At 62.1% G+C, this 12,040-nt stretch carries 9 protein-coding genes; 6 read left to right on the top strand and 3 right to left on the bottom strand.

The genetic code is table 11. From position 1 onward, the window contains the following. The first annotated feature begins 323 nt into the window (after window positions 1-323). From E0486_RS06760 to E0486_RS06735, 6 genes are all read left to right on the top strand, one after another. Window positions 324-1,283: a hypothetical protein gene (locus tag E0486_RS06760; protein WP_131851386.1), complete on the top strand. Its 960-nt coding sequence runs from the start codon at window positions 324-326 to the stop codon at window positions 1,281-1,283. Window positions 1,284-1,378: 95 nt separating this feature from the next. Beyond that, window positions 1,379-2,719, top strand: coding sequence for a PP2C family protein-serine/threonine phosphatase (locus E0486_RS06755; RefSeq protein WP_165917222.1), 1,341 nt, complete (start codon window positions 1,379-1,381; stop codon window positions 2,717-2,719). After that, the gene (locus E0486_RS06750; RefSeq protein WP_131851384.1) at window positions 2,712-6,779 is read left to right on the top strand and encodes an FtsW/RodA/SpoVE family cell cycle protein; all 4,068 of its coding nucleotides are present in this window, start codon (window positions 2,712-2,714) and stop codon (window positions 6,777-6,779) included. The genes E0486_RS06755 and E0486_RS06750 overlap by 8 nt, the downstream gene beginning before the upstream one ends. A gap of 7 nt (window positions 6,780-6,786) precedes the next feature. Beyond that, window positions 6,787-7,575: an FHA domain-containing protein gene (locus E0486_RS06745; RefSeq protein ID WP_165917221.1), complete on the top strand. Its 789-nt coding sequence runs from the start codon at window positions 6,787-6,789 to the stop codon at window positions 7,573-7,575. Then, on the top strand, window positions 7,568-9,475 hold the full coding sequence (locus tag E0486_RS06740) for a protein kinase domain-containing protein (protein ID WP_131851382.1): 1,908 nt from the start codon (window positions 7,568-7,570) through the stop codon (window positions 9,473-9,475). Before E0486_RS06745 ends, E0486_RS06740 begins: the two co-directional genes overlap by 8 nt. Then, window positions 9,472-9,924, top strand: coding sequence for a hypothetical protein (locus E0486_RS06735; protein WP_131851381.1), 453 nt, complete (start codon window positions 9,472-9,474; stop codon window positions 9,922-9,924). The genes E0486_RS06740 and E0486_RS06735 overlap by 4 nt, the downstream gene beginning before the upstream one ends. A gap of 80 nt (window positions 9,925-10,004) precedes the next feature. On the opposite strand, the gene E0486_RS06730 is transcribed toward E0486_RS06735, so the two are convergent. From E0486_RS06730 to E0486_RS19270, 3 genes are all read right to left on the bottom strand, one after another. After that, on the bottom strand, window positions 10,005-10,685 hold the full coding sequence (locus E0486_RS06730) for a RibD family protein (RefSeq protein ID WP_131851380.1): 681 nt from the start codon (window positions 10,683-10,685) through the stop codon (window positions 10,005-10,007). 153 nt (window positions 10,686-10,838) lie between these two features. Next, window positions 10,839-11,039, bottom strand: coding sequence for a hypothetical protein (locus E0486_RS06725; RefSeq protein WP_131851379.1), 201 nt, complete (start codon window positions 11,037-11,039; stop codon window positions 10,839-10,841). A 58-nt stretch (window positions 11,040-11,097) separates the two neighbouring features. Further along, window positions 11,098-11,982, bottom strand: a complete 885-nt coding sequence (locus E0486_RS19270; RefSeq protein ID WP_131851378.1) for a helix-turn-helix domain-containing protein — start codon at window positions 11,980-11,982, stop codon at window positions 11,098-11,100. Window positions 11,983-12,040 lie beyond the last annotated feature (58 nt).

Here is a 12,040-nt window from a genome sequence, read left to right as displayed (position 1 = left end):
CGATTCAGTCCTACAAAAAATCATATTAGTACCGAACAAAAAACAGCAGCAGGCCATTCAAGCTCTTCCCCGATAGAGCAAAGGAAATCTGCGTTCATCCTAAAAATCATAAAAAACCAGCGTTCTTTCTCTCCCGGGAAGCTTATAAAAAAAGTAAACCCCTGTGGAAACAGGGGTCGCAACCAAAACTAACTGCTTATGAGAAAATTGTCTGCTTATGTGAGATTCTATAAAAAGCAATAACGGTGCCGAAAATCCGTTCGTTTCCGGAAGAGTCTGCTAAAGAATTGTAAATGGTTACTTTTAAGCCCCAACCCGCAACCATGAGTGAAAAGCCCAACTTCTGGCAGCGCCTCGGCCTGCATGACTGGTTCGTTAACAAGCCCGAGTCGGCACCCACCGGCGACCGCGCGGCCCTGACGCCCGATACGATCTATGCCTACATCCTCCAGCAATTCGAAGCCTCCGTGCGGGCGCTTTCCTTTGCCAGCCGCGTCGTGTTCTACCACGAATACATTGTCGTGTTTCACCCGGCCGATTACGCCGATTTCCAGGAGCACCGAAAAGGATTACTGGGGATGATCGCGCAGGAATGTGTGGCGGAGTTTACCCGACGCCTGCAGGAGGCTGCCCGCAGCGGCCGCACGGTAGTGCCCGCCGCCAACAAGTGGGTGTTCCGCTTTGTGTCGCATCCCGGCTATGCGCCCGGCGACCTCGGCTTTATCGGGAAGCTCCTGCCCGAAGGCAGCGGCCGCGCGCCCGAAGGCAACCTCCGCGTCACCTATATTCCGCGCCAGACCGGCCAGGCCGAGACCTCCGAAATGAGCATCGACACCCTGTCGGCCTTTACCTATTATAGTGAAGGCTATTACGAATTGCCCTTCCGCCTCGAACCTTCGCCGGGCGGAAGCGCTGCCGCTGCAACCACCGCCGGTGGCGGCCTGGCGCGGCTTGAGGCCGTGGTGCCCGACAAAGCCTACGCCGGCAAGAAGATCGAATTCCGCATGACGGGCGACGAGCTCACCGTGTCGGGACCCGCCGACAACCGCGAAGGCGTCGACGTGTTTCGCGTGCCCTCCGAATGGGTGGACACACCGCACCTCCGCATCCGCTATGCCCGTGGCGAAGACCGGTTTTACCTCAGCGCATTCGGAGAGAAAACGATGCTCAACGAAAAAGAAGTGGCCCGCAGCGGTCCGCAGCAACCCGACTGGACGGAGCTGCCGCTCAACTCGCGGATCGTGCTCAACGGCATCGTTGGCCTGAACTTTTATAAATCCTGAGTCCATGTCTGCCCTTTTCTCCCTGCTGCTCCTGGCGCTTTGCACCGGCATCACGCTGTTGCACTTCCGCGATGTACGTCATTCAAACCGAAACCATGACTGAGCGCTTTTACGGATTGACCGATACGGGGCGGCAGCGCGCTAATAACGAAGACGCGTTCGTGGCCCGCAGCCTGCCCGATGGGCGCCTGCTGCTGTGCGTGATCGATGGCGTTGGTGGGTATGAAGGCGGGGAAGTGGCCGCGGCCCTGGCGCAGGAAGCGCTGGAGCAGGCCGCCCATGCGGGCACCCTCAGCGACGGCGCCAGCTTCCTCCGCGTATGTGCCTCGATCCAGGAGGCCATCACGATCGCCAAAAAAGCGGATCCGCGGCTGGCGCAGATGGCCTGCGTGCTCTCTGCCGCGCTGGTAGACGAAAAGGCAGGGCGCTTTCATTATGCGCATATCGGCGACACGCGCTTGTATTTATACAGGGATGGATCGCTGGTGAAGATCAGTAGTGATCATTCTTTTGTGGGACTGCTGGAAGACAGCGGCCGTATTTCGGAGGCCGAAGCGATGGCGCACCCCAAGCGCAACGAGATCGACCGGGCCCTGGGGTTCGGCACCTCGTTGCCCGATGAATCCGTAGACACCGGTTCCTCGCCTTTCCTGCCCGGCGACGGGCTCCTGCTGTGCAGCGATGGCCTGACCGACCTTGTGCCGCGGGCCGCCATCGAGGCGATCCTCCAACACCCCGACCCGCTGGAGCAGAAAGCCGCCGCCCTGGTGGCCGCCGCCAACGAGGCAGGAGGTAAAGACAACATTACCGTAGTGCTGGCCGTACACAGCACTTCGCGCACAAAGACCCGGCCCGTGGGGGCGCCGCGCGCGGCTGAGCCGGTTGTAGAAATACGGCCGGAGCCGCCCGCGGTGCGGCAGGCACCTACCGTCCGGCAGGGGAAAAGGAGCCCGGTCTGGCCCTGGCTGCTCCTGTTGCTTCTGCTCCTCGGGGCCGCCGGATGGTGGCTGCAGCGCCACAACAGGCCGCCTGAAGTGGTGGTCGAAGACGCGCCCCGCCAGCCCTTCGCGAAGACGATGACCTTCCCCGCTGACAGCCTGCACCTGGGTCCCGGCGACGTCTTTCTGCAACCAGACTCGCTGTTCGTGGCGCGCGATACCCTGGTGATCAGCGGCAAAGGATCGGCGATGGTGGCGGCCAACCGCCACAGCGTGTGGCAGGTGGCGCCGACCGTGCGCCTGCTTCAATGGTCGCACCTCGTGCTCAACGACGCGGAGATCCGCATCAGCAGCAGCAACGTCAACGCTATCCGCTTCGACAGCGTGCGCCTCGTCAACGTGTCGATCGGTATTGAAAACCCGGTGCGCTTCCACGATACGATCGTATCGGGTGTGCTATACGGCGCGCCGGCAAAAGGAGGGAAAGGGCATGAATAAGCGCGTACTGGAACGCATCCTGCTGGCCGCCGCCACGCTCGTGCTCGGTGGTCTTTTTATGTTGCTGTACCAGGGGCTGCAGAAAGACCTGGCCGACGTGCCGCAACGTTTGCAGGAAGGCAGCATCGTCAACCTCAACACCGACCCGAAAGGCGAGGCGCTCGCCCGACTGCTGGCGCAACAATATTACCTCGAAGACCCGCGCGACATCCGCCTCGTGCAGGAAGCGGTGGCCAATGGGCTGCGCAACGGAACCTCCTTCGACAATACCGGTGCCCTCAACAAACGCCCGTTCCTGCTTCCCGCCGAGGATGCGCTGTCGCGCGGCGGTGTTTCGCTGCAGCAGCGGGCACGCCTTTCTTACCGGCTCATCGGCTTCGATGGCCCGGATACGCTCCGTTATGACCAGGAGAAAAGTGCACCGCCGCAACTGCCTTCAGAGCAACGGCTTACCGGCGGAAGGAGCGTGCTGGCCGGTACTGTCCGTGATCGCGGAGGTCGTGCGGCGGCCGGCGTGCTGCTGCGCCTGGAGCGCGTGCTGCCCGCCGATACGAGCAGCACTGATGTAGAGGCGGAGCGCGACCGCGTTTCAGCCGGCTTCCGCTACCGGCAGCGCCCCGGCGCGCCCGAAGAACTCGTGGCGGCCTATGCCCGCACGGATGCTTCCGGTCGTTACCGATTCAGCGGGCTGCCCGAAGGCGGCGCCTGGGAAGTGCTGCCGCTGCAGCCGGGATTTTATTTCGGCGCGCCGAAAGGAGTGGGGGCCTTGAAGGGTAACGTCGGTCGCGACTTCGTGCAAAGCCCGCATACGCTGCGCCTCTTCGCCGGCCGCGATTTCAACAACCTCAAGCGCGAGGGCGCGCTTATCGTGCGCACACCTGAGGAAGCACGCCGCTGGTACGGCATCATCGCTGCCGGCTTCCTGCTTGGCTTCTGGCTCATCCACGCCTTCCTGAGCCGGAAGCTTAAAGGCTCTGATCCCTTCCTGCTGCCCGTGCTGATGTTGCTCACCGGCATCTCCTTCCTGGCGCTCCTAAGCCTTCAGGACCCGCTCCGCGACCGCTTCCTGGCGCGCAGCACCTTCTGGTATTTTCTCGCCGGCATGGCCGGTTTGCTCCTGCTGCAATTCTTCGACCTGCGGCGCTTCACACCGGATGCCGCCCTATACCGGCTGTTCGTGGTGAGGGGTCGAAAAGGGGAGAAGGGGCTGCAGTGGGGCGCGGCCGCCGGTTTGCTGCTGCTCGCTACCATACTATTGGGTACCGGCCCGGAGGGCAGTGGTGTGAAGGTGAACCTCTTCGGCTTCCAGCCCAGTGAAGGCATCCGCTTCCTCATTGTGCTGGCGCTGGCCGGCTTCTTTGCCGCCAACGAGCGCTTTATTTCGGAATATGCGACGGCCCGCCGCCGCTGGAATTTCTTTTACCCCGCGCTGGGTGCCGTGCTGGCCACGATCCTCCTGTTCCTGATGCTCGGCGACCTCGGCCCCGCGCTGGTGGTTTGCTTCACCTTTATCATCTTGTTCTCCTTCTCACGCGGCGACTTCTGGGTCATGGCCGCCACCGTGGCGTTGTATGTAATCGCCAACTGGATCGCGGGCAACGTATGGATCGCTACCGGCGTTACCGTAGTTCTACTGGCGGCCTACCTGCGTTTCGGCTACCGGCGGCTTTCCGAATCGTCGGTGATGGCGCTCGTAGTGCTGGCGGGTTTCCTTCTCCTCGACCAGGTGCCCGGGCTCGACCGCGTATTTCCCGGGCCCGTGCAGCGCCTCGTAGACCGGAAGGCCATCTGGCAGAATCCCTGGGACAACGAAGTATATGGCGGCGACCAGATCGCCAACGGGCTTTGGGCCATGGCCTCCGGCGGCCCCAGCGGCCAGGGCATCGGCGAAGGGTTTGCCAAGACCATTCCCGAAGCGCATACCGATATGATCCTTCCGGCGATCGGGGAGGAACTGGGTTGGGCGGGCGTGGTATGCCTGTTCCTGCTGTTCCTTGTCTTCCTGCACCGCGCCCTCCTTATCGGCCGGCAAACGGGTCGCCCGTTTCTTTTTTACCTCTGCGCCGGCATCGGCATCAGCACCTTCGTGCAGTTCCTGCTCATCGCCGGCGGCTCCACCGGCGCGCTGCCGCTGTCGGGCATCACGCTGCCTTTTATCAGCTACGGCGGCTCGTCGCTCATCATCAATCTTTTGGCCGCCGGCTTCCTGCTTTCGGCTTCGTTTGTACGCGGCTCGGAAGCACAGCTGGAATATGTGCGGAAGCGGCAGGACGGCAACCTCGTGCCGGCAATGGCCGTCGCTACGCTTGGAGTAGTAGCGCTTTCGGTTAACCTGGGCCGCTACCTGTTTAACCCGGCGCGCTGGGTGGTGCAGCCCGCGTTGGTGGCCGACCGCGCCGGGGCACGCATGTTCAGTTACAACCCACGTATTGCCATCCTGATGAACCGCCTCGAGGCAGGCGCGCTTTATGACCGCGCGGGCCGCCTGTTGGCCACGAGCCGCAAGGAGCGCCTGCTGCAGCAACGCGACACGCTGCTCGCCGGCGGCGTTACCAGCACCGACCTCACGCGTCTGTCGCACCGCCGCCTGGACCGTTATTATCCCTATGGCGACCAGTTGTTCTTTTGGACCGGTGACGCCAACACCGGTGTATTCACCGGTGCGCTGAATGGCTGGTTTGGTGAATATGAGATGGGCGCTGAGCTGCGCGGCTTCGCTACTCCGGAAACCGCCTACGATGTGCCGGCGCACCGCTTTCGCGAAAGCCGGTACCTGCCTTCGACGGAACGGGAGATGACCGTGGTGGGCCGCGACTACAGTGCGCTGGCGCCCCTGCTGCTGGCGGGCATCAACAGCCACCAAGTGGCGGAGTTCAAACAACGGAACCGCGATGTTCAGCTGAGTATGGATGCGGCGCTGCAAACGGCCCTGCAACGAGCCTTTTCGCTCGACGATTCGCTGCGCAACAAGCGCGTGTCGGTGGTGGTGCTCGCCGACAAAAGCGGTGACGTGCTGGCCTCCGCCAATTGGCCGCTGCCTCCCACCGAGGATTGGGAGTTGCTCACGATGACCTCCCGCGAGGCTTCGCGGCACCCTGGCTGGCTTACGCTCCGCGACCTGGGCTTTACCCACGCCACGCAACCCGGCTCTACGGCCAAGCTGGCCACGGCACTCGCCGGACTGAATAAATACGGTGCCGACCTGGCGCAAAAGAAACTGCTCATCCGTTCGCAGGACCTTATCCGCATCCGGAGCGCCGAGCCCGACGAGGCCGGTTACATCGATATGCAGCGGGCGATCGTTCATTCCAACAACAGTTATTTTATCAAGCTCGCCAACGAGCAGCGACTTGAAGAAGAGATGGCGACGCTTTACCTGCAGACCGGCATGTTCTGGCGGGGCGTGGGCGGCTACTTTTACGAGCGGCCCGCCAACAACGACGCTCGGGAGGAATCCTGGCGCGCGCTCTGGCGCAAGACGGAGTTCACCAGCCTGCGCCGCTACAACCCGGCCGACATCCGCCGCACGCGCGGTCTCGGCATTTCGGGCGCCGCCTGGGGCCAGGGTGAGCTGACGGCTACCCCGGCGTCCATAGCACGCCTCGCCGCAGGCATCGCCAACAGCGGGCAACTCGTGCCGCATCGCTACGTGCTGAAGATCGCCGACTCGGCCACGCTGCCGGAAGCGGCGCTTTCCATCGCGCGGAGCCCGGAGCTCAGCACACTGCTTACCGGTTTTATGAAAGCGCAAAGTGCCGGCAAGCGATCCATTCTAGGCCTGCAGGTGGCGGGCAAGACCGGAACTCCGGAGCGAATTTTGCGGGGGCAGCGCATCAATGACGGCTGGTACGTATTTTTTGCACCTTCGGCACAGGGCGCAGGACATATCGTTTGCTGCATCCGCATCGAAGCCACGAAAGGTTCCAGCGACGCGGTGCGGCTGGCGGGCCGGGTAGTAATACCGGAGCTGCAGCGGCGCGGGTACATCCGCGGCTTCAGCGATGGAGGCGCGACCACCGATTCTGTCATCCGCATCCGGCCCCTGCCGCCCAATCAATAAATCAACCATGGGATTATTTGACCGATTTAAGAACGATAGCACCGACGCGAAATCCATCCGCGCCGACCTTCTTTATGCCTTGAGGACGCGCCTGTCTGCCTTCCAGGGCAACGAGGCAGGCGGGCTGCGGAGCATCACGCTTTTCCTGGCGCCGGACGATACACTGCGTGCAGCGTACGAGGCCGCCATACAAGCTCATGAGCCCAAGCGCTTCCGCGCGGAGGTGGAGCGGCAGGCGGAAGATTACCACCTCGAACTGCCCGCGGGCTGGGACCTGCGCACCGAGTTTTGCGCTGCCCTTCCTGCCGAAGCGACGCCGGTGGAAGGACATCCCGCCGGCATCTGGATCGCCGCGGGCCGACGCTCGGCGCCGGCCGTTCAAAAGGCGCGGCTGCGCGTGCTCTGCGGCGTGGCTGAACAGGCCGACTACCCGCTTCAACCCGGCGGAGAACGCATCACCATCGGCCGCGAGCGGCAAGTGCAGCTTCCCGACGGATTCGTCCGTATAAATACGGTCGCCTTCCTGGGCGACAGTCCAGAGGAGGCCAACCGCTTCGTATCGCGGCAGCATGCCCACATCCGGTATGATGCGGCCCTGGGTCAATACCTGCTTTTTGCCGACGCGGGCGGTTTGCCACCTCACAATAAGACAAAGGTCAAGGGCCGTGGCGAGGAGGTTGCCGTAAAGCTTCAGAGTGCCGAGGTGCCGCACCAGCTGCGCGACGGCGACCAGATCATGCTCGGCACATCTGCCTTACTGGAATTCAACACCGAACAAAACAGCGTCCATGGGTAAGGTTTTTACCATCACCTCCGGCCTCGAGAACATGGGCGCGCTGAAGACCGGCGGCCAGGGCTCCGTATACAAGGGGCGCCGCACCGGCGCGATCATCACGGCGGTGAAACTGCTGCCGACACCGATCCATTCCGAATCAACCGAGGACAAGCACTACATGGCCTTTCAGAATGAAGTAGCCAAGCTGCGCAAGGTCAATGAAGTGCCCAACCCGCACGTGGTGCGCATTCTCAGCTCCGGGCTTACCGAGAGCGGGTCTTTCCCGTTTATTGAAATGGAATTCGTCGAAGGCCCCGACCTCGAGGAACTGTTGCAGCCACCGCACGAGCCGTTGTTTACCGTCAAGGAAGCGGTACGCGTGGCCGATCAATTGTCGAATGCACTGGCGCATTGCCACCGCGTGGGCGTGAAGCACGGCGACGTGAAGAGCAACAACGTCAAGTATAACGTGCAGACGGGCAACTACGTGTTGCTCGACTTCGGCATGGCCATCATGTCGGACGAGCAACGGCGCACAAGCCTGCGGCACGCCGGCGCCATCGAGTTCATGGCGCCCGAGCAGAACGAAGGCACGATCCTTTTTCAAACCGATATCTACAGCTTCGGAGTGATCCTGTTTGAACTGCTGGCCGGCACAGTGCCCTTCCCGCCCAGCGAGCGCGGGGAGACGGCCCGCTCGCAGGTGATGCTGGCCCACCGCGAAACGCCTCCGCCCGACCTGATGGAGCTGCGGCGGAAGCACCTGCCCGCGGGCTGGAGCGAAGAGAAGCGCGCGCGCGAGCTGCAGGTGCCGCAATGGCTCATCGACACGGTGTACATCTGCCTGCAAAAGGCGCCGCAAAGCCGTTTCGCCGACGGTACGATGCTGCACGATCATATCATTTTACGGAGTACGCAGAAGTCCGAAGCGCCATCCGCCTTCGTGCCGGTGCCCGATCCCGCGCTGGAGGCCGAAGTAACGCGCCTGCGGCAGGAGAACGAGCAGCTGCGCAAACGTCTGCAGGTGCTGCAGGAACGTGAGCCTGCGCCCCTGGCCGCGGCGGCGGCTCCCGAGACCCGCGCCCCGGCGCGCAAGCGCGGCCTAAACATTTGGGCGGTGCTGTTGGTGCTGGCCGTGCTGGGTGTGGCTGCCTGGATCGTGATCCGGAAGCCGGGCATCAGCAAGTCGCAGGAACAGCCGTCAGCGGAGCGTCCGTCGAACCTCGTAGCCGGCCAGTATATGGTGAAGGCGGCGCGTGCCTATTTCTATGATGCACCCGATGCCACGAAACGCCGCGGCGCCTATATGGTGCCTTCGTCGGACGTGGTGAACACGACGAAGGAAGAAAACGACTTCGTCTACACCGACTTCACCAACAACCGCGGGCAGCGCTCGAAGGGCTGGCTCCGCAAGCGCGACCTGATGACGCTCGAGGAATGGAATACGCAGCAGCAACAGCAACAGGCCGCGGAGCCCCAGCTGACCGCAGCGGAGATCGACCGGCAGCTCGCCGACGCCCGCAGCAAGCTCGACAACGGCCAGCTGCAGGAGGCGCTGTTCCTGTATCAATTCCTCGCCGGTAAGGACGTACCCGAAGCCCAGTATGAATACGGGAACCTGGCGCTGCAGGGCCGGCACAACGCTATCGACTGCGGCCGCGCGCTGGAGCTCGTGATGCAGGCCAGCGACAAAGGGTATGTTCCGGCCAAGCGGACCCTTGGGTTTCTGTATGTATTTGCCGACAACCCGGAAGCGCTGCGGGTGAATAACTACAACCGATGCAGCTACGACCGGAATGTGTACAAAGGCACGCAGCTCCTCCTGGAGGCAGCCGCTCAGGGCGACGAAGCCGCGCGCCGGCTCGCCAACGAGATCCAGGCCGGCGACAGCACCGGCAACAGTGGAGGGAACAACCCATGAGGCCCCTTTGCTTTTCGCTGCTGCTCCTGCTGACGATGGCAGCCTGTAGCGATCCGGGTAACGCGCGGTACGAACAGGGGTCCCGCATCCTGTATTACCCGCGGAGCAACGTGTACCTCGACCAGGACCAGCACCAGTACCTGCTTTTCGATACGGTGGAGCAGCAGTGGCACCGCAAGCCCCGGCTGGACCCTGACCAGGAGGCCGCCCTCGGCGCAGCCGTGACGATTGAAAACCCGAAGCAGCCCGTGTACCGCGACAATGCCCAACACCGGCTTGTGTACGGCACTGCGCAATACACCGACCGCAATGCGCTCGCGCGCAAGCGTGTGGAGGATTCGCTCGCGGCTGCACCGCCGACGGCTGCGCCACCGGTGGAAGAGGCGCCTAAAAAGAAAAGCCGTGTCGGGCGCTGGTTGCAGAAGATTTTTGGAAAGAAAGAGAAGTGACGAAATTCAGCGGTTAACGCTCCTGTGCAAGTCCTTCGCTTGCCTTCGTTTGTGAAGCGGGCACTGTCACTTGCTTTTCTTTACCGGAGCACTTCGTACCGGATCCAGAGAAAGTCGTCGAAAATTTTCTTCACCGACTTTAATTTGAAGCGGGTGGCCTTGCGGCGTCCGAAGCCTTTTTCGGCTTCAAAAAGGGAAGGCGCGCCGATCGTGCCGTCGGCCACGGGAGCGAGCACGAGGCTGAATTCGTCGATGAGGCCGGCCTTGAGAAAGGAGCCGTTCACGTGGCCACCTCCGTCGATACGCACGGTTTTGATACCGAAAAGGCGGTTCAGTTTTTCCAGCACCAGCTTCAGGTCCAGTTCACTTTTGCCGCCGAAGAGGTACGACACGCCTTTTTCGCGCAAGTGCGCCAGGTAGCCGCTGGACACTTTTTCGGTGAGCACTTCGATGACGTGCTCGGTGGAGGTCATGTTGCTGTCCCACTCGCACTTGCCCGATGGGTCGATCACCACGGCGAAGGTCTTCGTGCGGTATTCGCCCACGAAGTCTTCTTTCGGGATGCGGGCGCCCTTCTTGCGCGGGTGCTTTTTCTTGCTGGAGAATTCCTGCATGGTCACGCGGCCCACGAGCCAGGCGTCGGCCTTGATCTTCGATGCCGGTTCTTCGAAATACTTTGCGGCGTCTTTGTAGCCCCAGATGTTTTGCTTGATGCGCCCGTCAACGGAGCCGAGCATATGGCACGTAACGTGTGGTCTCATATAAGTTGTACTGACTGGTTTCTTACCCGGCGATCGTATAAATACAATCAGCGGGAGTGCTGTGATTTGCTTTAAAAAGAGCTGCTTCGATCGTATCGATCCCGCAAGGTGTCCTTCCCCGAACAAAAAGCCCCGCAGGGCGGGGCCGGTTTCTTAACGGCTTTTTTTGTTCGGTCCGCGCGTGCCACCGGTGTTCAGGTCGCGGTCTTCGGTGCGGGGCGTGCCGCCGCCGCTCTGGCCGCCGGTATCGGGGGTCTGAGGACGACCGCTGCTGACGTTGCGACTCTTCGAGCCGGGCTTGTTGCCTTCGTTTTCACGGCTTGAGTTATTGCCGCGGTTGTTGCTGTTTGCCATAATCGGAGTTTGGATGGTGGCGCACCAAAACAATGCCATTCGGGACAGTAGCTTTTCCTCAGTTGCCGGCGCCTTGCTGCCCGGTTTGATACTGCCGCGGCGTGCGGCCCACGGCGCGCTTGAAAAACTTACCGAAGGTCGACTGGTCGGGAAAGCCGAGGGCATGCGCCACTTCTTTTACCGAGCTGCCGGCTGTTTGCAGCAACGATTGCGCTTCGAGCAACAGGAGCTCATTCAGGAAGGCGGCGGCGGTGCGGCCGGTCGCCTCCTTGATCATCGCCGACAGGTATTTGGCCGTCACGTGCAGGTGCCGCGCATAGTGCTCCACGGCGTGTTGTGTGCGGAACTGCTTTTGCGCCAGGTCGATGAAACGGTGCACGAGTTCGCTGCTGCGGCCGGTGCCGGCGAGCTCGAAGTGCTGCCGGTATATGGCCTCGAAATCGTAGAGCAGCACGAGCAACAGGTTGCCCACCAACTCCTTGCGGAAGGGATGCTGCACATCGTTGAAGCGGCCCCAGATATGGGCGAATTCCCCCACGATCCGGTCCGACTCGGCCGCTGTGATGCGGATGACCGGCAGCGCCGCCGGCTGCGAAAAGCGGAAGCCCTGGAGCACACGCTGGTGGATGTTGTTGGAAACGAGGAAGCGCTGCGAGAAGAGGATGAAACGCAGGCGGCAATCTGGGCTAAGGCGCAGGAACTGCAGCAGCTGCAGCGGCCGCGCAAGGAGCATGGAGCCCGGGCCGCCGCTGTAGCAGACCGAATCCACCTGGAGCTCGATGCTGCCTTCGAGGCAGATGCCGATGATAAAGCCGTCTACACGAAAGGCTTCGCGCTCGCGCAGCACCGTGTAGCGCTCGTCGGTCACGAGGAAATCCTCGAGGGCCCAGCTGAAGCGATACAACTGGTTGATGCTGCTGATGGGCCATTCGGGCGTCGTCATCCGGCCCGGAAATTACCACAAATTCTACGGGTGATTGCTTACGCGGCGCTCGTCGATT

This window comes from Flaviaesturariibacter aridisoli (assembly GCF_004343705.1).
Lineage (GTDB): Bacteria > Bacteroidota > Bacteroidia > Chitinophagales > Chitinophagaceae > Flavisolibacter > Flavisolibacter aridisoli.
This window is presented reverse-complemented; position numbering and strand designations above follow the sequence as displayed.

Coding starts and splice junctions, on each gene's coding strand:
- E0486_RS06755 (WP_165917222.1), top strand. CDS start 1,379: ATGACTGAGCGCTTTTACGGATTGACCGATACGGGGCGGCAGCGCGCT.
- E0486_RS06740 (WP_131851382.1), top strand. CDS start 7,568: ATGGGTAAGGTTTTTACCATCACCTCCGGCCTCGAGAACATGGGCGCG.
- E0486_RS06745 (WP_165917221.1), top strand. CDS start 6,787: ATGGGATTATTTGACCGATTTAAGAACGATAGCACCGACGCGAAATCC.
- E0486_RS06750 (WP_131851384.1), top strand. CDS start 2,712: ATGAATAAGCGCGTACTGGAACGCATCCTGCTGGCCGCCGCCACGCTC.
- E0486_RS06725 (WP_131851379.1), bottom strand. CDS start 11,039: ATGGCAAACAGCAACAACCGCGGCAATAACTCAAGCCGTGAAAACGAA.
- E0486_RS06735 (WP_131851381.1), top strand. CDS start 9,472: ATGAGGCCCCTTTGCTTTTCGCTGCTGCTCCTGCTGACGATGGCAGCC.
- E0486_RS19270 (WP_131851378.1), bottom strand. CDS start 11,982: ATGACGACGCCCGAATGGCCCATCAGCAGCATCAACCAGTTGTATCGC.
- E0486_RS06760 (WP_131851386.1), top strand. CDS start 324: ATGAGTGAAAAGCCCAACTTCTGGCAGCGCCTCGGCCTGCATGACTGG.
- E0486_RS06730 (WP_131851380.1), bottom strand. CDS start 10,685: ATGAGACCACACGTTACGTGCCATATGCTCGGCTCCGTTGACGGGCGC.